Raw genomic sequence first — 23,465 nt, 5'->3', positions numbered from 1 at the left:
AGCACTTCGTGCAATCCATCCGGGTTCGAAAGCAAAATGTCTTTGACGGCAGCGCTGGCGGTCTTAACTTCAGTCTTGGTCATGGCGGCGTTCCTTCGCGGGAATCAGGTGACGTGAATAATCACCAGCCTGCCATGACCGCCCCCTCTCAGCGCAGAACTCTCAGCACACTACCGGGGCAATGTGCATCGGTGCCTAATTTGCATAACACCAAGCAAACACAAGGGATTGAGGCTGACTTACCTTCTCCGTTGCTTGCAGGAATACTCCTTCATTGCAATGGATTTGCACCATCTGCTCCTGCCGGTCTCCCGCCGCACCTGGTGTTCCGGCCCTTTCAGGGGCTCGGCTCGATCGGCGTGACCACCCTGATCAAGCATCGACATAGCCGTCGAATACCGCTTTACTCTCGGCTGTCCGTTCGGGGCATGGCGGGGTGCCTCCCCGATCACGAAGCAGCACCCGAACAACCCCGTGACCAGCGCGTCCCCGCTTCCGAGACTTTCTCACTCAGTAAGGCTATGCGCCCGCCGCCACCTGCGGGCTACGCCAGCATCAACCGGCGGGCAGATGGGCCGAGGGCAATAAGCGGGCCTGGCGCAACGCCGCCAGATCAGCCGAGCCGGTGCAGAAGCAGGCGACGGCCAACTGGCGGATGACGATCTCGAAATGCGCGACAACGGCCTCGGTGGATACCGTAGCCGCGCGCAGCACGCCGGCTGCCTGCCCGGCGATGTCCGCGCCGAGGCGGATAGCCTTGGCCACGTCGACGCCGTCGCTGACCCCGCCCGACGCGATCAGCTTCACCGCTGGCAGCGCCCGACGTACCGCCTGCACGCTGGCCGGGGTCGGGATCCCCCAATCGGCGAACGCCATCGCAACTGTACGGTCGGCGGCATCGGGGGCCCGCTCGCCCTCCACTGCGGCCCAACTGGTGCCGCCGGCGCCGGCGACATCGATCACCGCCACGCCCGCCTGAACGAGCGCACAAGCCACCGAGGCAGAGAGGCCCGACCCCACTTCCTTGGCCACGATCGGCACGCCGACGCTACGTGCGGCGCGAGCGATCTGGGCCAGGACGCCGCGCCAGTCGCGGTCGCCCTCCGGCTGTACCGCTTCCTGCAGCGGATTGAGATGGACAATGAGTCCATCGGCCTCTAGTGCATCCACCGCCCGGCGCGCGAGGTCCAGGCCGTCGGCCTCGCGCAGTTGCGCGGCGCCGATATTGGCCAGCAAGGGAACGTCCGGGGCCAGGCGGCGCAGCGCGCGCGTCAGCCCCTGGGAGTTGCGGGATTGCAGGCTCACGCGCTGCGAACCGACGCACATGGCGATCCCCAAGGCTTGCGCTGCCTCGCTCAGATGGCGGTTAATGGCCTCGGCGCGTGGCATGCCGCCGGTCATGGAGCTGATCAGCAGAGGCGCGCGCATGGTCTTGCCCAGCAGCGAGGCGCTGAGGTCGATCTGGGTCAGGTCCAACTCGGGCAATGCGCAGTGTTCGAAACGAATGTACTCCCAGCCAGCGGCCTTGGCCCGTGCCGTTGGCCGATCCAGCACTATGTCCAGATGGTCGTCCTTGCGCCGGCTCAACTTGGTGTCGCTGATGCTCGCTCCATCCGCGTCATCGGGCGACGGCGTTGCGTCGGGTCGGACCGACGGCAGCGCGCGCACGCCGCCGTTTTCCGCTCGTTCAGGCCGGCGCACGCTGGGCTGCCCCCGCAAGGTCGCTGCGGTAGCGACTGTTTGAGGTCTGGTAGTACTGCACGCCGATGGCCGCCATGGCTTCGATCAGCGGTCCCCACGGCCGGGGAAAGCGTTCTTGCGCCATCACCCGGTGCAGCATGCGTGTGTGGCCGGCCAGCTCGTCCTTGAGGAACTCCACGACAGGCATGGCCGGATAGCGCTGCAGCAGCAGGATCGCCGCGTTGTTGGCCTCGCCGGCCGACCTATCCTTTTCTTGTCCATGCAGATCGTTCTGCAAGCGCCCTATCGCGGAGATGAGCCGCAGGACCTGGCGAAACGCCGGATGCGCGCGCAAGGTCGCCATGTCCAGCCCCCACAGCAACGACAGGCAACAGAACACGTTCGTGTAGGCGATCGAATCCACGCCGTTCTGCAAGTACTCGGCGTAGGACCAGCGCTCTGCCCCTGCCGCCTGCGCGTGTCCGGCGCGCAGCGCCGCGCAGTAGCACCGGGTATCCTCGAGAAGCTGTGCATAGTCGCGACGATCGTAGGCGAGCCCGGCGAGCGAAGCGCGCAGCACAGCACAGCCCTCGAATCCTGGTAGCGCGCACGGCACGCCCTGCCCCAGCGCCTGCTCCACCGCGGCGAGCTGCTCCTGCGCGATCAGGTCAAGGTCGTTGCAATCGTCCAGCCAGAACAGCAGCGCCAGTTCGCGATAGAAGGCCACGATCAGCGTTTCGTCCAGCGGATCGCGGCCGGTGCGGGCGCTGGTGTCGCGCAGGCTCGGATGGATGCGCTGTAGGATATACTGGCCGCCCCTGACTGCTTCCAGGCCATGCTCGTCGGCGAACCCGGTCAGGGAACGCCCCCATTCCAGCACCTGCTGCAGCGCGCGATCGGTCGGGATCATGGCCCGGCTCCTGTTCCCTCGGCCAAAACATGCCGCCCCCAACGAAGCGCCAGCCACAACCCGGCGAGTTCGGCCACGCGCACCACCCGGGTCGGGCAATACAGTTCCTTGCCGATCCACAGCGGCGTCTGGGGCAGTGAATGCGCCACGTGGCAGGCGAGCATCCACTTCAGCGCCCGCGCCACCGCCTGCGCGATGCCCCGGCGCCGGGTCGGCTCTTCGCTCCCGTCCATCACGTGCAACGCGAACAGCGCATAGGCGGTTTCCTCGAATGTGGACGCGCGACCAGCGCCCCAGCCGCCGTCGTCGCGCTGCGCCTTCAGCAGCCCCGCCAGCGCGCGCTCGTCGCGCCACTGGGGGTTGCCTTGCGCCAGCGCAGCGACCGCATGCGCGGTTGGATACAGCCACGAAACGTGCCATTTTTCGTTGTCCCATAGACCGTGCGGGTTGCGATTGGCCTCGACGTAGGCGCTGGTGCCGGCGGCGGGTTTTCCCAACATTCGCAACGCATGCAGGGCATGGATGTTGGTCGACACCGAGGCATTGCGCTCGCCGGGGAAGGTGACGAACAGCTCGCCGGTTTCGAAATGGCGCAACGCGTCGACCGCCGGGTCGCGGCCTGCAAGGCGAAGGACGCACAACGCAACGGCGGTGTCGTCCGCATCGGCCGCGAAGTGCAAGGCCGGGCCCAGACCGCGCGCTCCGAGGCGGGCGTCGAGTTGCGCGATGATCACTTGCACCGCCTCGGCGAGCGCGGGATGCGCGAACAGACCGGCCAGATGCAGGGTGTACAGCGACCAGCATGGCTCGAACACATTGATTGGCCAGACGTTGGGAACGACACCTTCGATGCCGGTGCGCGTCGCCCGCGATGCCGCCTGCAGATACCCGTCGGTGCGCCCGACCTGCGGCGTTCTTCCCTGTGTCACGGCGTGCGCACGCCACGCGGCGGTGGCCGCCGGACTGATGCCGATGCTGCCGTCGTCGTCCGGGCATGCGGTGGCCGGCGACGCCCCCCAGGCTTCCCAGGAGTGCAGCAACGGATGGCCGCTCGGCAAGGTCGCCACAGCCCCCAGCTTGACCAGGCGTGCTTGCCGCAACGGCAACAGCGCCGGGTGGCGCGGAAACGCCAAGGCGCCCAGCAAGGATGCGGCCTCGTCGCACAACTGCGGCAGGATCAGCTCCGCGCCGATGGGCGCGTCTTCCGGCACCGCATGCGCGTAGGGATCGGGCTGGCGCTCGAGGAACCGGATTGCAGCCTGGACTGCGTCGGCGGCGCCGGGAAGAGGATCGGCACGCTGCAATGCCAGCAGCGCCGCCCAGGTGGGCGCATGGCGAAACAGCGGGAAGTCCGCACCTCCCCATCCGCCATCGGCCTGTTGCTGCGCGATGAGCCACGCATATGCCTCGTGCCGACCGGTGACTTTGCCGTCGAACTGCAGAGCTCGCGCCGTGTCGTATACGGACGGACCGACGCTGCCGCCGTCGCTCATCTCGCTCAGCAGGTGGCGCAATTCGGAAAGGATCTGTTCGGACAGCGCGTTCACGCGGGATTTTCCTTCTGCAGAGGGCTATGAGAACAGAAACGGGCAGACGCCGCGCACGTCGCCGCCGACACGGATACAGTGCAGCATGCAGCGCCCGCCGGCCGATCGCAGCAGCACAGCGGCAAGTCCTTATGGATGGGCGCGCTCATGCGTATGGCGCGGACAGATAGACGTTGGCCCGCTGCAGCATCTGCGCCAACCCTTCCGCACGGGCCCCCAGAGGGGCGATGGCCTCCCCGGCGTCGTGCAACAAAAACAGCGCGAACTGGCGCGCTGCCTGCAACCCCATGATCGACGCGCAGGTCGGCTTCTGCGCGGCCGCGTCCTTGCCGGGGGTCTTGCCAAGAGTCGCGGTATTCGCCGTCGCGTCGAGAATGTCGTCGGCCACCTGCAACGCCAGGCCATAACAGGCGGTGTAGCGATCGAGTGCACTGTACAGCGTAGTGTGCGCGGCATCCTCCGCGATGGAGTATAGCGCGCCCATGCGAACCGACGCGCGCACTAGCGCTCCGGTTTTCATCCGGTGCATCGCCAGGATCCTGTCCAGCCCGGCGTGCTTTCCGACCAGCGACAAATCCATGGCCTGCCCGCCTGCGGCACCCTCGGCGGACACCGCCTGCGCCAGTTCACGCACGAGCGCGATACGATTGTCGCCCGGCGCATCCAGGCTCGCCAGGGTCAGGAAGGCGTGGGCCTGCAGCGCATCGCCGACCAGGATCGCAGTGGCTTCGCCGAACTTTACGTGCACGGTCGGAAGGCCGCGGCGAAGCACGTCGTCGTCCATCGCGGGCAGGTCGTCGTGGACCAGGGTACAGGCGTGCATCATCTCGATGGCGGCAACGACGTCGTCGAGCATGTGCGCCGGCGTGCCCGCCAGTGCGCCGGCAGCCAGACAGAGCAAGGCTCTGGTGCGCTTCCCGCCATGCAAGGTGGCGTAGCGCATGGCTGCCATCAGCTCTGTCTTACCGTCGTCTTCGGCGCAGAGCAGACGCGCCAGCGCCTGTTCGACCCGCTTTGCGCCGTCCTGCATCCAGATCTCCGGGAGCAGCCCGCCAGATGCGCCGCGCGCCTGCGCGCCCAACCCGCCGAGTGCGGAAACGCCAGTTCGGTCGTCGTGTATTGTGGAACCGGTTTGCATGTTGTTCATGTCCTTGTAGCTGAGACGGCCACGGCGAGCGCAAGTCGTCACACGAGTGCGTGCGCTGAGTGCAGCAATGCCGCGCCCCGCCGGCGCCGCTGCCTTGCCACACAGGGCGTGCGACGCCAGCTCATGAGAAGCCTATGCGGATTGCCATGGACGGATGTGCGGTCGGGTAATAGCGCCGGCCTTTTTCGACGTCGCTCAGCAACTGCGGCCGCACCCCGGCCTTGTGCATGGTCAGCGCCAAGGCGATGCAGAACTGCACCATTTCCAGCCATACCAGGTGGTAGCCGATGCAGACGTGTGGGCCGGTACCGAACTGCAGCATGTCCACGGGCCGGACCGGTTCTGTGCGTAGCAGCCACCGCGCCAGGCGGAACTGATCAGGCGCCTCGTGCAGCAGCGCCGAGGTCGAGAAATGCAGCAGCGGGATGCATAGGTGGGTGCCCGCGGGAATACGCCGTTGGCCGAGTTGCAATTCCTGCAGCGCGCGACGCGGCAGGAGCGTGGTCGCCGGATGCAGGCGCAGTGTCTCGCGGAACAGGGCCTCGGCGACCGGACACTGCGCCAGGTCCGCGTGCCGGGTCGGCACCGCGCCCACGCGTTGCGCCTCCTCGACCAGGGCGTCCCACAGCACAGGCTGCCTCGCCAGCTCGATCACGATCCAGGCCATCGTCGAGGCAGTGGTGTCGTGACCGGCAAGCAGCAGCAAGCGAATGTTCGCGACCAGGACGTCATCGGAGAGCGGACCGTCGCTGCTGTCAAAAGCGCTCACCATGTCGTTGATGAACCCGGTGCGCGCGGCATGCGCGCGCGCATCGCGGACGAACCGGCGCAACTGCGCGTCCATCCAGTCGCGGGCGGAGCGGCCGCGCCGCAAAGGCAATCCGGGCAGGTCGACCGGTGGCGCGATGATCAACTGCAGCAATTGCCGGTACTTGCGATGCCATCCCGGCAGGTCCTGCGCGGGGATTCCCATGAGGCTGAAGATGAGCTTCAGCATCAGGTCGCCGGTCTCGCGCAGGATAGTTACCTCGCCGCGGGCGCGCCACGCCTGCACCCGCGCCTGGATGACCGGCGCGAACAGGTCGCCGATCCCGGCCTGGGTCAGCCCCTTGGGCAAGAACGCTGCCTTGATGGCATCGCGCGCCTGCCGGTGCGCGCCGCCGTCCAGGGCAACCAACGTTCCGCCAAGCAATTCGGGCGCGATCTCTTCGATCAGCGCCGAGGACACGTCCTTGTGCTTGAGCAGAGAGAATGCGTCCGGATCCACACAGGTCATCAGATGTCCGGCAGGGCCGAAATCCAGCCAGAAGTGGCTGCCCAGCGTCCGTTCTGCGCGTTGCAGCAGGCGCGGCAGGTCGCAGACAATGGCGGGAAGATGCCCGACCAGGGGGAAAGCGCCGGGCATGACCGGGATGTCGGATCGCAGCCGGTGCCGACGGTTGAGTGGGTTGAGCAGTATGTCCATCAGCAGCGCGCCGCCGTCGCCGATTCGGTGTCGCCGGCAGGGCGCGCGGCGCAGCTGTTGCCACCGTCGGCGTATGTCGGCACATGCGCCAGCATGCCGCCATCGATGCACACGACCTGGCCGGTGATGAACGCAGCATCGGCGGAGAGCAGGAACGCCACGAGCGCGGCCACGTCCTCGGGGCGGCCGACGCGCTGCAGGAGCTGGTGCCGGCGCAGATGCCGTTGCATGCACTCGTCCAGCTTGGCGAGGAGACGCTCGGTCATGATAAGACCCGGCGCAACCGCGTTGCAGCGAATCTGCGCATGACCGTACTGGGTGGCGAGCGAAGCCGAGAGCATGTTCATCGCCGCCTTCGACGCGCCGTAGGACGTCTGCCCCTTGTCACCGCTGAGCCCTTGGCACGACGACATGTTGACGATCGCGCCACCGCCGCGGTCGATCATCCGTGGGATGGCCTGCCGGCAGCAGAGCAGCGTGCCGCGCAGATTGGTCGCCATGGTCTGGTCCCAGACTGCCAGGTCCAGGTCGAGGATCGCGCAGTCGCGCGGGGTCAGATGCATGGCGCTCGCATTGTTCACCAGCAGGTCGACCCCCCCGAAGTGCCGCTCCGCCGTCTCGAACAGCGCTGCCACCGCCTGCTCATCGGCGATATCCATGGCTATGGGCAGCGCGTGGCCTGCTTCGGCCGCGATCTGCGCGGTGCAGGCGATGGCCGCCGAGCCATCAATGTCGGCCACCACCACTCTGCCGCCCCCGCGCGCGATGGCGAGAGCGCATGCCTTGCCGATGCCGGCGCCGGCGCCGGTCACCACGGCCACCTTGCCTTCAAACCTTGCCATCGTGTCTCCTGAATTGCATTGGTCTTTCGCAGCATGCCGCTCGGCCTGCGCCGGAGAAGGCGCAGGGTCCGCGCTGGCGCGCTCGTCATGGCCAGCATCGCTTTCGATGACCCGAATGGCGGCGACCGGGCACTGGTTGGCCGCAAGCCGCACGGCGGCGTGCAGCGCCTGCGGGACCGTCGCCACGCACACTTCGGCCACCCCGTCCGGTTCGCGCTGGCGAAAGGCGCCCGGCAGCGTCAGCACGCACTGCCCGGTAGTTCCGCACAGATCCTGATCGACCACGACGCGCATCTCAGCCCTCCTGCCGATGCAGCCGCACCGGCAGCGCGCGGAACGTCCTAAGGAACGCGGAGGGCTCCCGGGTCGGCTGCTCGGCCAATGCCAGCGTGGGGAAGCGCGCCTGGATCCGCGGCAGGCTCTCGGCCAACTGCACCCGGGCCAGTTGCGCACCAAGGCAGAAGTGGATGCCGTGGCCGAAGGCCAGCATGATCTTCCCGTCGATCGATATGCCAGGACTGGTGCCGTAGAACCGCACGGGATCGAAGCGGTCCGGATCGGCGAAGGCGTCCGGGTCACGATTGCCGGCCGCGATCAGAACGCGCACGTCCGCGTTCTTCGGGATCACCACGCCGCCCAGTTCGATGTCGCGCTGGGCGATACGCGGAATGGAGCTGAACATGGCGGGCGCGTCGTAGCGCAGGGCTTCTTCGACGAATGCCTTTACCCCCATGGCATCTCCTTTCAGCCAGTGCCGCTGTTCGGGATACGCCAGCATCGCCAGGACAGCATGGCCGATGGCCGCGGCAGTGGTGGCGAAGCCGCCCAGCAACATGCCCCAGAGCATGCTGATCAATTCCGTATCCGACAGCATCTCGGCATCGCCGTCGTGTGCGCCGACCAGCATTGACACGATGTCGTGGCTGGAATCGGAGCGCTTGCGCTGTATGAGGTCGCCGAAGTAGGCCTGAACCTTGGCGCTGGCCGAGTCCGCCGCGGCGAGCTGGGGATCGCTGGCGTGCGGGCTCAGGCCTTCCAGAATGGCGCTGATGCCGGTGACGAGCCCGAGAATGTCGTCCGGGGGCATGCCGAACAGTTCGCCGAAAACCAGCATGGGCAAGGCCAGCGCGAATTCCTGATGCAGGTCCACTGCCTCCCCGCGCTCCAGTGCGGGCGCCATGCCGTCCAGGCGCGCTGCGACAATGCGAGCGATGGCCGGCCTCAGCTTGTCGATCTGGCCGATGGTGAAATCGCGCGAGATCAGCCGGCGCAGACGCGTATGCGTTGGAGGTTCCTTCATCGCCAAAGTGGACGCCAGCAGACTTAGCGACAGGCTGGTCGCCGCACGCGGGAAATAGCGCGCCAGTTCGCCTGGTGCCGGCCCCCGAAAAGCATCGCCAGTGGCTTTAAGCGCCCAGTAGATGTCGGCGTGGCGGCTCAACAGAAAGAGGCCCGACGCCGCGCGATGTACCGGATCGTGCTCGCGCAACCACCGCATGAATGGGTACGGGTCCTGAATGCACGCTGGCGACGCGAGTTCGGCGAAGGCGTCCCGGCATGCTGCCGTGGTTTCTTGCACGTCCATCTTGGTCACCTGTTGGTTGGCTGATCTGATCGGCGCGCGGCAGGGGCGCCAGCAATTCGAGGACATCGCGATTCCTCGTGGCGTCCGCGCATCACCAGAGCACCGGGAACTCCACGAACCCGCCAGTGATGATCTCCTTGCGCAACTCCAGTTCTTCGGGCGCCACCGCCAGGCGCAGCGCGGGAAAGCACTGGAAGATCGAACCGAACACCGCTTTTAGTTCCAGCCTGGCCAGCGCCAAGCCGATGCAGCTGTGCGGCCCGTAGGAGAACGCCAGGTGCGGGTTTTCGTCACGTCCGACATCGAAGATTTCCGGGTCGTCGAAATGGCGCGGATCGAAGGACGTCGCCGGCAAGCCGACCAGCACCTTGCTCTCCGCGGAAACATGCACGCCCGCGATGGTCACGTCGGTCCTGGGATAGCGCATGATGCCGTCCCAGCCCGCGCCCGGCGGGTACATGCGCAGGATTTCCTCCACCGCCTTGTCCACCAGGGATGGATCGCCCACCAGGCGTGCGCGCTGTTGCGGATGGCGGAACATGGCCAGCAGGCCGAATTCGATCTGTGCCACGGTGCTCTCGTGCCCCGCCACCAGCATGCCCGCCGCCAGGCCGATCGCCTCTTCCTCGGTCGCCTTGCCCTGGTCGACCGCCGCGAGCAGATCCGTCAGCACGTTGTCGCCCGGATCCTGGCGCTTGTCCCGCATCTTGCCGCGAATGTAGGTGCGGAGTTCTTCCCAGGCCAAGCGCGACGCGCTTCGCGGGCCGCTTTCATGCTGGTGCGTCATCACCTCGTCGGACAGCCCGGCGAAAAAGGCGTGATCCTCGTAGAGCACGCCCATCAGCGCGCCAATGACCATGGCAGGAAGCGGAAAGGAGAGGTGGCGCCGCAGATCGGCGGGCTGGGGCTGGGCCGCCAGCGTCTCGAACAACTGCGCGACGATCGCCTCCACTTGCTGAGCGAGCTGCTTCACCCTGCCGTTGCTGAAGGACGGCGCCACGATCGTGCGTAACCGCGTATGCTCGCCCCCCTCGTGCGAGACCAGCCATCCTGGCGAACCGAGAATCACCGAATCCGGGGTGAATGCCGCCGGCGGCATTCCCGCGGGCCGGAACGCCGCGTCGGTCAACACCGCCTTGGCCTCGTCATAGCCTGTCACCCACCAGCCTTCGTGCCCGGACGGGAAGCGCACGCGGTGGATCGGACCGTTGGCGCGTAGCGCCAACATCTCGGGGGATGGCTCAATGTGATCGACGCGCCACATCGGCAGCGTCGGCAAGGGTTGTTCGGACATGGTGGCACTTCACTCTATAGCGAGGGCGGAAGGTGACCGGCGGGCGCTGCGGCAGCGAAGACCTAGGGCATATAGATGACGTCGTCCGAAGGCAGACCGATTATCAAGAACGGCTGGCGCGTAACTGTCTAGGCACATCGCGCGGCGATATGCAGAACGTTATCCTGCACCTTCGAGGTCAGGATAAGGTCGGTGTGGTGGCCCTTTGAGCCGCCGCCAGCCAAGATTTCCTGCGCAAGGGTCGACAAGAGCGGCGAGCTGTTGGGTAAGGGCGGTTTCGCCGAGGACCCCATGCCCATAGACGCTATCCGACGCGGATTTGACATTTTGCTTTTCTTTCTTCGTTCCATTCGTGCCATCCACGAAATGAAAGTCGGTCGGCGGCTCCCGGCCCGCAACGAAGCGGCTTCAAAACTCGTGCCAATTTGGCCAACCGAAGAAAAAAATCTGTGATGCTTTTAGGGGCTTAGCCTGAGGCCAGAGAAGAGCTAGGCGAAATAGGCCGGTGTCGCGGGCCAACAAAGGCGACGGAACAGTGTCGGACAGAACGCCTCGGCGACCTTTAGGTCGGGCTTGCGACATTCTGGTCCAGTTTCGAACATAAGAGGCGGCGAACAGACACGATTGGGGAATTCGATCCTCACGGGGCCAAGGCGCTTGCCCAAGAGCCCCCGCTCATGGTCGCTGCGGCAGGCGCATGTTCGCGATAGCCGTGCCGGCGCACCAATGAACGCTAGCGCCACACGTTACGCAATGACTGGAGTGCCCTCCAGGCTCAGGTAATGCATCGGCTCGGCTTCCAGTTCGTCTTTGCCCAGCCGGGGCGAAGCGCCGAATATCCGCACCATACAGCATCGTTGTTGCCTGTGTGACGAGGCGGTTATAGCGCGCGCCCGATCTTCTAAGACACGGCCTCCGAGAAGGAGGGGCGGTCCAACAGCCCCTCTATTCCAAATGGCACGCCGCTTGCTGCTCCTGGTTAGAGCACCATCAAATCACGATGAAAGCGACTTGCACCATGCCCGACACGCGAAGCTCCAGACCGTGGCCTGAGGAGACGGTGCCCCTTGCAGCTGAACATCGGGGCATCGTCTCCTCCGGAAGTCCGATCTGGATGGCCGCTTTGCGCATGGCTGGTCCGATGCCGGCACGCCAACACGGGCAGCGCGCGCAAATGCGGTTTGCCGGTTCTGTTCAGCATGTGAGTGCCGAAAAGCCTTGTCAAAGGGTCACCCAAGCCAAGGCCGGCGGGTCACTGCCACATATCCACAACACGCTGAACCAGTCCAGTGACTCGGAGTCCTGTGACGCGGGTGTGTTGCATGAAGACATTTCAGGCCCCCATATGCTTGCGATATTGGCTCCTTCCGGCCGCTATCCTTTTTCGAAACGCAAGATCGCTAGTGACCGATCCCGCTTCCGGCGCCATAGCCGTGGAAAGCAACCGGCTCGACGGTGTCCAGATCGCACAGATCGATTGCGTTCGGGTGGCCAAGACACCGCCAAGACGTTCCCATTGTCGGGAGGGAAAAAGGAGGTTGCGAGCCGCGAGGCCCTCATTCCGTGCCGGGCATACGAGCCTTTGCCCGGTATTGCGCCAGCCTCTGCCAGAATTCAGCGCAGTCTTCTTTAGGAGCAACTTGATGACAGTTCAAAAGAAAGTTCCCTTCGTCACCTTTCTCACGCGTGTTCACGATAAGTCGGTCGAGGGACCAAATCCATATCGCTGGGAAGAAAAGACATCTGACGACTACTTTGCCGGCAAGCGCGTCATCCTGTTCTCGCTGCCTGGCGCCTTCACGCCGACCTGCTCGACCTACCAATTGCCCAAGTTCGAAGAGCTCTATGATGAGTTTGAGAAGGAGGGAATTGACGCGATTTACTGCCTCTCAGTCAACGACGCCTTCGTCATGAATGCGTGGGGGAAGTCCTTGGGCCTGAAGCAGGTCGAGCTCATCCCCGATGGCTCAGGCGAGTTCACACGCAAGATGGGCATGCTGGTTGCCAAGGACAATCTCGGATTCGGGATGCGCTCATGGCGTTACGCCGCCCTGATCAACAATGGCGTGGTGGAGCACTGGTTCGAGGAGGAAGGTTTCTCCGACAACTGCGAGGCCGACCCGTATGGCGTCTCATCCCCGCAAAACGTTCTCGAAACGCTGAAAGCCGCCGCATGACCTAGAAAACGTCTCACTGGGGCCATTGCAGGCCCCAAGAGGCTCCTCGACAGGATTATCGCACTCACCATGCAATCTTCAGCAAGCCTGTTTCAGCGCCAGAAGCAATCCATCGTCGCATCGCCTCAACTCATTGAGTCGATTCGCTTGCTGCAACTGGCGCATACCGAACTGCATCAGTTCGTGGAGCGGGAAATCGAGAAGAACCCGCTCTTGGAATCTGCGTCAAACGATGGCGGGCCTTTTGACGATGCTTCGATTTCGGGAGCGGATCAGCCCCTCGGCCCTGGTGCAAACGCCGTTGAAGGGCTGACCGGGGCAGGGTCGCCTGAACGGCTCGGGCAATGGAAATCACTTCGCAACACGACCAACAACCCGCCGGGCAATGGCCCTTCCCTCGACGAGTTTGCCACCCTCGCCGAAACATTGCACGACCATGTCGCTCGTCAGATCGCCCTCACTGCGTTCACACCACAGGAGCGGCTGATCGCTGGCCAGCTTGCCGCCGATCTGGAAGACACTGGCTATCTTCGGGCAAACCTTTTGGAGCTGGCCGAGAGCCTAAATGTCCATGAGGCTGTTGTGGAACGGGTTCTCGGAACCTTGCAGCAATTTGATCCACCGGGAGTTTTTGCGCGAAGTCTCAGAGAATGCCTCGAGATTCAGTTGCGCCAGCGAAACCGGCTCGACCCGGCAATGGCAGCTTTGGTTGCCCATCTTGAAATGCTTGCGCGACGCGATTTTGAGGCGCTGAAGCAGCATTGCGGCGTCGATGAAGAAGACCTTCTCGACATGATGCATGAGGTTCGTGCGCTCGATCCAAAGCCTGGGAACAGATTCGAATCCGGTGCGTCTGAATCAATCATACCCGACGTCTGGGTCACGCCCTCGCCGCAAGGCGGGTGGCAGATCGAACTTGATCCCGCCACGCTGCCGAAGCTGCTGATCAACCAAACCTACTATGCCGAAGTCACGCGTCAAACTGCCCAAAATTCCAAAGATAAAGCATTTCTCGACGAATGCTTGCAAAACGCGAACTGGCTAATCCGCAGCCTCGATCAGCGCGCCAAGACGATTGTTAAGGTTGCGGCTGAAATCGTGCGTCAGCAGGATGCCTTTTTGGAACATGGCGTCGCCCACCTGCGGCCTCTCAATCTCAGAACCGTCGCTGACGCGATCGGCGTGCACGAGTCGACGGTAAGCCGGGTGACCTCGAACAAGTACATGCTTACCCCGCGCGGCGTCTTTGAACTGAAGTATTTTTTCACCGTCGCGATCGCGTCCTGCCAAGGCGGCGATGCGCACTCCGCCGAAGCTGTCCGGCATCGGATCAAAGCGATCATTGCCGCAGAATCTCCCGGCGACGTGCTTTCCGACGAGGACATCGCTGTCCGGCTGAAGGAAACCGGCATTGATGTTGCGCGCCGCACCGTCACAAAGTATCGCGAAGCAATGAACATCCCCTCCTCCGTACAACGCCGCCGGGAAATGCGCTTGTGTTTTTAGATTTGAGTCAAGGCAGCCAACATCACGTTGCATTGCATCAAAGTGGAGACTTCGTTCATGACCCGATCCGCAGCAGGCGTTATGAACGCTGTTCTGCACGACCCAGAAAAGCCAGTCCCACCGTCTGGCCCGGCATGGGGTGCCATCATTTCGCTTTCCTTGGGCACCTTCGGGCTGGTCACGGCAGAGTTTCTGCCTGTCAGCCTGCTCACGCCCCTCGCGCATGATCTCGGTATCAGCGAGGGAGCGGCTGGACAGGCGATGACGGCGACAGCTATCGTCGGGGCGATCTCGGCGCCGACGGTGGCCATCATCACAAAGCGCCTGGACCGCAGGACCGTCATGTGGACCATGACGCTGCTGCTGATCCTGTCGGACGTTCTGGCGGCCGGCGCGTGGTCGCTGGCGGTTCTCCTGACTGCACGCGTCGTGCTCGGCATAGCGCTCGGAGGATTCTGGTCGATGTCGGCAGCACTGGCGATGCGGCTCGTTCCAAGCCACCTCCTGCCTCGCGCTATGTCGATCATCCTCACCGGCGTTTCCGTAGCTACCGTCTGCGCAGCTCCAATCGGCGCTTATGTCGGCGATATCTGGGGATGGCGAAGCGCCTTCACGCTCGCCGCAGCCGGCGGCGTCGCTACACTGCTCGTGCAGCTCATAACCATTCCGAGACTGCCTCCGATTGGAGTGACTAGCGTCCGCAGCCTGCTGGATGTGGCAAAGATTCCGATGGTCAAGGTTGCGCTTTTTGTCATCCTGCTGGTCGCTTCCGGCCACTTCGCCGGAATCACCTATATCCGCGCCTTCCTCGAAAAGATTCCCGCGCTTGACGTCGACACGATCTCGCTTGTGTTGCTTGCTTTTGGCATCGGCGGATTCTTCGGCAATTTGGCCGGCGGGCTTCTGGCCGAGTACAGTCTCAAGGCAGTCGCGGCACTTGCACCGCTGCTCATAGGGATAGCGGCTGTTTCGCTACTGACGGCGGGAGCATCGGCCTTCGCCTCGGGGATTGCGGTTGGCGCGTGGGGCTTTGCCTTCGGCGCGGTGCCAGTGGGATTGCAGACGTGGATGGTGCGGCGGGCCGTTCCCGAGCAGGCCGAAAGCGCCGGTGTGCTGATGGTCGTAGCATTCCAAGTGGCAATCGCAGCCGGCGCGATTTTCGGCGGGCTGTTGGTGGAGAATGCGGGGATCGCCAGCGCCATTGCCTACAGTGCTGTTGCCACGTTCATCGCTGCCCTCATAGTGTTCCTGCTCGGCCCGAAGCGCTAAACCTGGACCGCCTGACAGGAGAGATCTCAGCAGCGCAGCGGGACGAGAGATGCGATGCACGGCGCGGCGCGATCCTCCGCTTGCACGGACCAGCGGAAGCGCCTCGCCGGCTTCACCTCCGGGCCATGGCGACCTTCCCCGCCAGACACGTGGACCTCGCCGGCACCGGTTTCCATTTGGCGACGGTGAGCGCTGCCGGCGCGATGGAACGCTTGCTGGCGGTCATATCCGCATCCTGGGCAAGCGACAGCTACGCGCCGGCCATGCCGGTTCGTACGCTCGCCAGAATTGAAAGCTCTCAAACGCTCCCCAGGACGGCAACACTTCAGGCCATATCTTCTGCGTTGGAAGCGGCGGGGATCGAATTCATTTCACAGAATGGAGCGGGACCCGGCGCCCGCCTTGCCCGTCGACTGGACGACAACTGACACAAACAACAGCCGTTCTGCGATGGAGTTTTTCCGAAGCGACCGCTGTCGGGATGGGAACAGCCTGACTTCAGTCTGCTAAGGTCCGGTTTCCGGCCGGTCTGGCTATGGGGAACGTCCGGCGGAAAGTTGCCATTCGGAGTTGGCACTCTCAGGCGAGGTTTGCGTAGTCCACATACGACCCGATATCGGCCGCGCGGATGGCCATCGGCGCCCACGAAAGCAGCCGTCCTCAGCTGAATAGCAACTTCGGCTCGGGTTGGAGAACGGCTGTCGGTTGAGATGCAAGAAGCACACATCATGCAGCGCTGTCAGCAATAGCTGAGCATTCTCGCAGCATGAATGCGGACGACACAGTCGAGCGGTTGCGGCAATGCTTGACCGAGACCGAGCGGGACGTCGCCCGTGCTACATGCACACGCGAAGAAGTGCCGAAACGACGGTCGACAGATCGAATAGGGGCTGCGTTACCCCATTCAAGGCTCGTTTTCTGGCGGAGGCCCTTCAGCCGGAGCACCGTCGGATGTGGCGCCTTTGGAACCCGACCCTGCGGGTTCGTCATTCAGTGGGGGCGTGCGATTCAGCTGTCTAGATAAGCCGTTGGTGAAGTCGTCCTTGCCGATCTTGCCTTGCCGGAAGTCCTGAACCCGCTGCACGTAGGTCCTTGCGCCATCGGGATCGAACAAGGCTTCCATCCCGGGCAGCCCGCTGCGTGGGCGCCAAGGGTTCTCATAGATCGGGCCTAAATCATTCAGATCCATGGTGTTGAGAAGCGGATTAAATAACCGGATAGCGTCGGACTTCGCCATCGACGATAGATCGAGATGGGAGAGCAGGCCGCCGAGGAAGAAAGCTGTTTTGGTGTCGCCGGGCCAGTTGCTTACCACTCCGGAGAGAACGGGTTGCGGGAATAGGGATTCGTCTTCTGGGATTTTGTAGGTTTCCCGCACGAACAGCTTTCGCGGAACACACACCATGTTGACACCCGCATACATGTACCAGTGCTCGCGCTCCCGGATCTTGTCTGGGTCTGTGCTGCGGTAGAAGTGCCGCATCCGGTCTGCCACAGCCGCATCGCTTGCGTAGTCTGCCTCGTAGGCGAAAATGCCTTTGAACACCGGAACGGCGGTCTGGCTTGTCCTGAAAGTGTCCCAAAGGATCTCCATCGCCTCGTCCAGGGCATTCGTGTTCAGGGTGGTCTTGACCTCAATGACACCGCGCACGGCGGCTCGAGGAACAACGACAACATCACCCTCCCTGAACAACGGGACAAATTCGGCCGCATCCCAAACGAGGATGTCAAGCTGCCTTGGGCAGTACTCAATGAAGCCGGTGCTTACCTCATAGCGACGGGGGACAATCTGGCGCAAAAGCGCGCGCAACATCTCCTCGCGATAGCTTCCCACTGTGCCAGTATGCTGGATGAGAAGGTCAACGCGGCGACTTTTGATAAGCAATTCCTCGGCGAAGGTTGCGAGATAGTCGATCCGCGAGAAATGCTCGGAGACCATTGACGAGAGGCTATACAGGACAACCCCGCCCTTGTTGATCGTTGCGCCTCCGGAGCCTTCCGCGATCATCATGCGCAACGCGTCCTCGATGAGGTCGTGCGCTAAACCTGAGTTCTCCTTTAGCCTGCTGGTCAGTTCGTCCAGAGGCAGACGGCGACCGTCCGCATCGCGCAGAACATCAAGGGTTGCCGACTTGATGGCGAAGTACGGCCTCCGATCAAAAGGCAGCCGGCGTCCGCCCAAATTGCCTATCAGCGCATTGATTTTGATCTGCCCGGAATATTCGGAGACGGGTACGTCTAAGCCGGGTCCAAGGAGTTCTTCTGCAGTCCGCCCGGGCAGCCAGATGCGCAATACTCCCTGGCGATCACTTATTATCCCGCCTCGGACGTGATCCCACGGATGATCACAGTCGAACACGCAATCGCCATGTGCGAGTTCAGGCAAGACCTGCTGTCCTTGTGGCGGAGCTTCAACATCGGCCATGCGATCCCACAACCCCTTTTGATTTCAGCCGGATCGATCGCCCGACACTCTTGGCCTTATGCCACGGCCACCACGGGCGAAGAAGGCTGGCACGCCACAGCAAATAGCAAGGTCTAATCGTGTTGAAGAACGCGATCGTCCTGCACGCGCGATTGATCAGCAGCGCCTGCTGCCTTCCGACGGTATGACAGGGGCGCAAAACGGCAACTATTGGCAGCGCAGTCCATGCGGCCCACCTGGCTTTATGGCACGGTCGGCGGTGGTGCCACACGCCCTGTAAGCTTCTGCCAAGGCTTGTTGTCGATGAGTGTCGACCGATAAATCCGCAATCCGCTGCATCCCGAAATTGACTTCAATGTCTTTTTGACCGGTTCGGCCAATGCCGGCGCCAGCCAAGGGCTGAGGTTGATGCGTTTTATCGCCGAGAGTGCGATTGGGACGGGAAATGCCGGCATTTCCACGTCGGCGTCTACATATACCGCCCGGTACTCCTTCTCATCGCCATAGGGCCATCGCTTGGTGAACGGCAGGATTTCTAGATCAACCTCTTGCATCGAGTTGGCGTTCGCCACCAGCTCGTAGTTCACGTACCTATGAGTGACACCTCCGGCATTATCGAACGCTGCCAGGAGCTCATCGCGGTCGAACTCGATACAGACTCCATCCGCCCCGCGGGAGAAGACCTGCCAGTGGTGGTAGGTCTCCTCTCTGTCCGCAATGCAGATCGCGAGTACCGTTTTGACGTCCTTGATACGCTTGTACTCGGACATGAAGTAAGAGTCGTTTCGATCATCCCAGGTGTCAGGGCTGAGGAGAGTCAGACAGCGGTTGTGGAGGATGTGAAGGGCCGACGCCAGGTTCGTATAACGTCTCAAATTGCGTTCGGTCATCAGGACATCCCCCTATTTTCGTTCCAAATTTTGGCGCGCGGATTTCAGATGACCTAAACAACCGGTTTGCAGCGGAGCTGCTCGGAACAACTTTGCCACATAACATCACTTGAGATCGTGCGGCGTCTTCCGGAGCGCTTGAACTCGGGCGACGACGATCAGGTACTCGGTACTAGATCCAGCGGGCGTTTTTCGCTCCACGGTTATTCGCTCTGAAATATGCTGCTGGTGCCCTTTCCTGTCCGTGAGATCGAGGACCAGAAGAAATCCAAAGCGGACACCGGTCGTGAGATAGCCAGTCGCCTGTGCGGCGTAACGCTTGGACAAGGCTGCGTTGTCTGAAACGTTGTCGTCCTTCTTGACCTCGACAATCGTCTTCACGCCGCGGAATTGAACGTCGATGTCCGCGCGACCACCGCCGCGGTCACGTGCCTCGGCCTGAAAGGTAGGCGCTCCCCCGGTCTGCAGGAACTTCAGAAAATCCAGCTGAAGGTCATGCTCCACCGGGAGCTTGCCGCTTCTCACGAATAAATGGGAGGCAGCAGGGTCGGTGCTGACACCGATGTTCGACCGGGCATCCAGAAATTTCAGCAATAGGCCGACCAGCGATTCCACGAGCATCCGTGCGTCGAGGAAGTTCGAATAGTCGGGTTGTGCTGAAAACTGATTGACTACCTGTTGCCAAAGGTCGGCGACCAGAACGTTGGCGTCCGCATGCATGCGCAGTTCCGAAACACCCATCTGGGCCACGGCTTCGCTGAAGCCGGCATCTTCTAGTACCTCGACCAGCCGGCTAGTGGTCGTGGCGTCGAAAGGGCGGCGATAAAGCGTGCCCTCCATCGTCCCCTTGAGGGTCTCTCGCAACTCCGAGACAGCCCCGGCTTTCCCGTGGTCGGTGTTAACCTGCAACCACTCGTCCAGCGCCTGTAGGTAGTACCTGCGTTCGCGCAGCCCGCGAATGGTAGCGTCTTGCATTGACGCATCAAGGCCGGGTGTGGAGGGCAGACCAAAAACCTCGCTGCCAGGATAGAAAATCGACAGCAGCTCGTCCTCGATCACGAGTGCAACGTCTAACCAGACCTCTTTGGTCAAGGAGTTAGCCAAAGCCGCCAATTTCGTCGCCATGGACAGCCAATGAAACCGTTCCTTCGAGGACACTGCCAGCCAGGAATGGGACGCGTGGCGCGCCTGTGCGAACGCCGTATACTCGATGGCCGCAGTTTCCAGGTTGGGCAGACGCTCCTTCATTTCGGCCCGGAGCCCGTCATCCTGCACTGTTAGTAGGAAGGTCGTGCAAAGCTTGTAGAGCTTTGCATCCGGACGGTGCTCGCTATTGTCGAGGGATCTTTCGAACCAGCTTCGGGCAGACTCAAGGGCCGACCAGAGTGCGTCCCCGGTGGGCGCGGCCAGCCCTTCGCGCAGCTCAGCCAACCCGATTTCAATCGACGCCTCGTCCGCGGCCGCATCCAGCGTCGCCAATTGCTCGAGAAGCGACCTGAAATCCGCATCATGATAACGACGTAGAATTGCGCCAACCACCTTGGCGACGTGACGTAGGAATTGCGGATCGTCGTCCATAGACACGTCGAGGATGCTGGCCTGTAGCCTGCGCACAAGCACCGCGTTCTCCTGCGCGAGCAGCATCGCCCCCCTCAGAGCGTGGGAACGCCCCCATGGATGTTTGCTACGATCCTCGTAGTGGGAACGGAGACCGTCCCAAGCCCGCCTGGCGAACCCGACCGGGATCTCGATCACTTCCAGACAATCGACCATCTCGGCCAATGCAGGCGCATCGTCCGTCCACGCCAGCATCTCTACAAGTATGGACTGGACGGAGGTTTCGGATATCCATCGGCACAACCAGCAGAAGCCATCGGCCCGGTCGACACCGGGCGCCAACTCCCGGACCGCAGTGAGCAGTCGGTCCGCCGACATGGAGACCGGATCACTGGATCCGCCAGCATCCGCCTGCAACAACTCGATAAGACGTTCCATGCACCACCGGCTAGAAAACGTAGTCGTCGCCCTTAGCGTGTAGTCTATGCTCGATCGGCACAACAGCTTCCACGGAAGGACGCGCTGTCGTGCCGATGATTATCTGCACATCGCCCATCTCCGAGGCCGCCGTTGACACGCTATCGAGCATCGCCTCGAAGTCCTTGTCCACGACCTCCTCGGACGCGGGCGAGTCAATCACCATCAAACCGGGATGGCGGCCATGGCCCCGTTCCCTTGCAACCTGGACCGCCGCGAGCGCCATGGCGATCTTGATGCGCAGCCGCTCACCCATGGTCAGGTTACTGAACCATTCGGTAGCTCCACCCTGCCTGACCTTGAGGCGGCCTCCGTTGTCCAACTGCATCTCAGTTACGTTGGGCATGCCGAACTTCTGGGCCAAGACCATCACCGATTGCGAGATCTGCTTTAGGACTTCAGACTGCTTATCGGTCATCAGTTCCTTGGTGACCTCCGTGGCGGCACGAAGAATTTTGACCGTATCGTCGGTATTGCCGTCCGTGCTTGCAGCCTCGATTCCATTCACCATGAGGTCGCGAAGTTGAGCTGCCTGCGCTTCGAGTTGGACGATCTCCAGCTCCGAATCAGGGACCTTGACGGCAACGTCCAGCTGCAGCGCGGAAAACCGTTCCTTCGCCTTCCGCAGCTCAACTACGGCGTCTTTGGCGGATTTCTCTGCCGCCTTTTGTTTGGCCCTAGCCACTTTCAGTGACGTGTCGAGGGCGTCAACCTCGTCTTTCACCAGCTGGATGCGATCGTCCTCGAAATCGTCCGTGTCCTGAGGGATATCGTTCTTGCAAAGCAGACAAGTGCTGCCGTCCCCGCCTGGCTCAACGCCGGCCACGACGTCCTTGTACGACGCCTCGCAGGCCGGGCAGCACGACGGGCTGAGCTTGCGGAACGAATAGCCGGCTGACTGCTCGTCCTCTAATTGCTTCACCCTCCGCCGGGCATCATCGAAGCTGTCCGAAACCTTCTTCATCGACAGGTCGGCTGCTTCGAAAGCCAGGCGTGCGGATTCCGCCACCTCACGCAGCGTGACCACCCGGTCATCCAATTCGTCAAGTTCGACCCGCTTCCGAGCGCGATCGTCTACCTTCGTCGCGCTAGCCTTCGCGGTTTCGAGCTTGCCTCCGACCACCTCCAACCTCTTCGCAAGCTCCTTGTCCAAGGTAGACCTGTCCGGACGAGCTGAACGGGATTCCTCGACCTCCTTCTGCGCTGTGAGCGCCGCGCTATAGGTCGAGACCCATGGCAACCTGATGAACAATTGCAGTAGGCGCAGCGGGATGCCGTCTATCATGACGTCACCAAAAAGGCGCCTTGGCGTTGGTGGAACTCGACAGAAACAATGCGGACGAGATCAGCGGCCAGCCATGGGCATGACCACCCGTGTTGGAATTGTGTGCATAGATTGGCGGGAAGGTTAGTTCAGACATCATCAGTTGCTCGGTTTGGGACTTCAGCCCCTCGCCGCCGTCACCGTCGTAGAGCGCCACCCAGTTCCCGTCGCCGCCCGAACGGCTGAGGCGGGCAGTCGCTTTTACCGGGTCCTCCTCTCCTACATCCTTCCGCAATTCTGTACGGTGAAGAACGTTGTCGATCTCATATGTAACGTCGATGATTTCCAGCCATTTCCACACGTCTGCTTTGACCCTTTCCCGGAAGTCCCCCCTGATGGCGGCGTAGAGCAGGTTCAAGATCGAGGACTTGCCACGGAGATTTCGGTCGGACATCACCGCGAACAAGCCGGTGCCGAGATTATCCCAAGTCTCGTCAAACTGCCCGTCACGGTCGGATTCGGCACGCGTACCTGCCACACGGATGCTTTTGAACCGCAATGACTTGGCTCGGGGCGGCGTAGCCTGGGGCTGGATGTTGTATTTTTGGAGGACGGACTTGGCGACGCTTTCCTCGACGGCGGAACGTTCCGCGATGGCGCGGAGCCAGCTACTCTCGGTGGATTGGATGGGAGCGGACTTGCTCATTTCAGCTTCTCCGAAATCTCACGCAAGCGGTTCTCGACTTCCCCACGAATGCTCGGGATGAGATCGCCGTAAAGTGTTTGGCCGTAGGTGGGATGCTCATATTGCCAGTCCTTGAGCTCCGAACCGCTCTTGCCGGATGCCACTCGCATCACCAACGCCACCCGGTCCCGGTACCACGCCAAGGTCGGATGGTCGGTCACACAATTGTCTAGGAACGAGACGGCCTTCGACGAGATCAGGTATTCATAGCGACGTACCTTGCCGTCCTCGCCTTTGAGCTGCATCGCCTGGACGAGTCCGTAATAGCTCAGCAGGGAAAGGGCATCCTCGATGTTCTCGTAGGCACCCCGTTTCCACCGGACCATGCGTACGAGCCTGACGGACGGTTCATCAGCTTCGAAAAAGCCTTCGACCTTATCAAGAAGGTCCACATCCGCCTTGGCTTCGACCATGTCCAGCAACGCGTCAGCCAGATAGTCCGGATAGCGTACAAGGAAATCCATTGCCATTAGCCGCTTTTCGGCTCTGAAGACTTTCACGGTTTCTCCTGTAGGCTCGTCGGCATCGTCCGCGCCAGCCACCAGTATGAAGAGCAGCCGCAGGGCGTCACGGTATCTGGCACCGGCGGAAGTAGCTGCGGCGGTGGTATTCACCGACCCCGCGTGGCCTGCACTATCTTCAAGCAAGTCAATGTCCGCCAACTACGCCCCCACATAGACCGAGT

19 protein-coding genes and 1 pseudogene are annotated in these 23,465 nt (G+C 62.5%); 5 read left to right on the top strand and 15 right to left on the bottom strand.

The features are described 5' to 3' along the window. Window positions 1-555: 555 nt before the first annotated feature. From fni to NKI96_RS21545, 9 genes and pseudogenes are all read right to left on the bottom strand, one after another. Window positions 556-1,659 carry a type 2 isopentenyl-diphosphate Delta-isomerase gene (gene fni, locus NKI96_RS21585; RefSeq protein WP_502900286.1) on the bottom strand — a complete coding sequence of 368 codons (1,104 nt, stop codon included), beginning with the start codon at window positions 1,657-1,659 and terminating at the stop codon, window positions 556-558. Between the two features lie 28 nt (window positions 1,660-1,687). After that, the gene (locus NKI96_RS21580) at window positions 1,688-2,590 is read right to left on the bottom strand and encodes a terpene synthase family protein (RefSeq protein ID WP_023687318.1); all 903 of its coding nucleotides are present in this window, start codon (window positions 2,588-2,590) and stop codon (window positions 1,688-1,690) included. Continuing rightward, on the bottom strand, window positions 2,587-4,137 hold the full coding sequence (locus NKI96_RS21575; protein ID WP_352806063.1) for a hypothetical protein: 1,551 nt from the start codon (window positions 4,135-4,137) through the stop codon (window positions 2,587-2,589). The genes NKI96_RS21580 and NKI96_RS21575 overlap by 4 nt, the downstream gene beginning before the upstream one ends. Window positions 4,138-4,282: 145 nt before the next feature. Next, window positions 4,283-5,284 carry a polyprenyl synthetase family protein gene (locus NKI96_RS21570; RefSeq protein WP_352806060.1) on the bottom strand — a complete coding sequence of 334 codons (1,002 nt, stop codon included), beginning with the start codon at window positions 5,282-5,284 and terminating at the stop codon, window positions 4,283-4,285. 121 nt (window positions 5,285-5,405) lie between these two features. Beyond that, a complete protein-coding gene (locus tag NKI96_RS21565; protein WP_352806059.1) occupies window positions 5,406-6,749 on the bottom strand; it encodes a cytochrome P450 in 1,344 nt (447 codons plus the stop codon). Further along, a complete protein-coding gene (locus tag NKI96_RS21560) occupies window positions 6,749-7,591 on the bottom strand; it encodes an SDR family oxidoreductase (protein WP_023687322.1) in 843 nt (280 codons plus the stop codon). Before NKI96_RS21560 ends, NKI96_RS21565 begins: the two co-directional genes overlap by 1 nt. Before the next feature lie 168 nt (window positions 7,592-7,759). Then, a pseudogene (locus NKI96_RS21555) lies at window positions 7,760-7,885 on the bottom strand (ferredoxin); the annotation flags it as partial. Between the two features lies 1 nt (window position 7,886). Beyond that, the gene (locus tag NKI96_RS21550) at window positions 7,887-9,176 is read right to left on the bottom strand and encodes a cytochrome P450 (RefSeq protein WP_352806056.1); all 1,290 of its coding nucleotides are present in this window, start codon (window positions 9,174-9,176) and stop codon (window positions 7,887-7,889) included. A gap of 91 nt (window positions 9,177-9,267) precedes the next feature. Then, on the bottom strand, window positions 9,268-10,470 hold the full coding sequence (locus NKI96_RS21545) for a cytochrome P450 (RefSeq protein WP_352806053.1): 1,203 nt from the start codon (window positions 10,468-10,470) through the stop codon (window positions 9,268-9,270). A 192-nt stretch (window positions 10,471-10,662) separates the two neighbouring features. Between NKI96_RS21545 and NKI96_RS21540 the strand changes: the two genes are divergently transcribed. The 5 genes from NKI96_RS21540 to NKI96_RS32545 all read left to right on the top strand — a co-directional run bounded on the left by NKI96_RS21540 (window position 10,663) and on the right by NKI96_RS32545 (window position 15,850). Continuing rightward, the gene (locus tag NKI96_RS21540) at window positions 10,663-10,923 is read left to right on the top strand and encodes a hypothetical protein (protein WP_352806050.1); all 261 of its coding nucleotides are present in this window, start codon (window positions 10,663-10,665) and stop codon (window positions 10,921-10,923) included. A gap of 1,190 nt (window positions 10,924-12,113) precedes the next feature. Next, window positions 12,114-12,647 carry a peroxiredoxin gene (locus NKI96_RS21535; RefSeq protein ID WP_023698264.1) on the top strand — a complete coding sequence of 178 codons (534 nt, stop codon included), beginning with the start codon at window positions 12,114-12,116 and terminating at the stop codon, window positions 12,645-12,647. A 69-nt stretch (window positions 12,648-12,716) separates the two neighbouring features. Next, a complete protein-coding gene (gene rpoN / locus NKI96_RS21530) occupies window positions 12,717-14,153 on the top strand; it encodes an RNA polymerase factor sigma-54 (protein WP_023822632.1) in 1,437 nt (478 codons plus the stop codon). Window positions 14,154-14,210: 57 nt separating this feature from the next. Continuing rightward, on the top strand, window positions 14,211-15,422 hold the full coding sequence (locus NKI96_RS21525) for an MFS transporter (protein WP_352806047.1): 1,212 nt from the start codon (window positions 14,211-14,213) through the stop codon (window positions 15,420-15,422). Window positions 15,423-15,547: 125 nt separating this feature from the next. Next, on the top strand, window positions 15,548-15,850 hold the full coding sequence (locus NKI96_RS32545) for a transcriptional regulator (protein ID WP_502900284.1): 303 nt from the start codon (window positions 15,548-15,550) through the stop codon (window positions 15,848-15,850). Between the two features lie 476 nt (window positions 15,851-16,326). On the opposite strand, the gene NKI96_RS21515 is transcribed toward NKI96_RS32545, so the two are convergent. The 6 genes from NKI96_RS21515 to NKI96_RS21490 form a co-directional block, all read right to left on the bottom strand. Beyond that, window positions 16,327-17,847, bottom strand: a complete 1,521-nt coding sequence (locus tag NKI96_RS21515; RefSeq protein WP_352806044.1) for a DUF6602 domain-containing protein — start codon at window positions 17,845-17,847, stop codon at window positions 16,327-16,329. A 242-nt stretch (window positions 17,848-18,089) separates the two neighbouring features. Then, entirely contained in the window at window positions 18,090-18,737 is a 648-nt protein-coding gene (locus NKI96_RS21510; RefSeq protein WP_352806042.1) for a DUF2971 domain-containing protein, read from the bottom strand. Between the two features lie 105 nt (window positions 18,738-18,842). Next, window positions 18,843-20,732, bottom strand: coding sequence for a hypothetical protein (locus NKI96_RS21505; protein WP_352806039.1), 1,890 nt, complete (start codon window positions 20,730-20,732; stop codon window positions 18,843-18,845). A 10-nt stretch (window positions 20,733-20,742) separates the two neighbouring features. Next, window positions 20,743-22,056 (bottom strand): hypothetical protein, encoded by a 1,314-nt coding sequence (locus tag NKI96_RS21500; RefSeq protein ID WP_352806036.1) that lies wholly within the window; start codon window positions 22,054-22,056, stop codon window positions 20,743-20,745. 4 nt (window positions 22,057-22,060) lie between these two features. Beyond that, entirely contained in the window at window positions 22,061-22,741 is a 681-nt protein-coding gene (locus NKI96_RS21495) for a hypothetical protein (protein WP_352806033.1), read from the bottom strand. Then, the gene (locus NKI96_RS21490; RefSeq protein WP_352806031.1) at window positions 22,738-23,442 is read right to left on the bottom strand and encodes a hypothetical protein; all 705 of its coding nucleotides are present in this window, start codon (window positions 23,440-23,442) and stop codon (window positions 22,738-22,740) included. Before NKI96_RS21490 ends, NKI96_RS21495 begins: the two co-directional genes overlap by 4 nt. Window positions 23,443-23,465: the final 23 nt, after the last annotated feature.

Source organism: Mesorhizobium sp. M0292 (assembly GCF_040321695.1).
Taxonomy (GTDB): domain Bacteria; phylum Pseudomonadota; class Alphaproteobacteria; order Rhizobiales; family Rhizobiaceae; genus Mesorhizobium.
The sequence above is the reverse complement of the archived record's forward strand: the minus strand, read 5'-3'. Positions and strand labels throughout refer to the sequence as shown.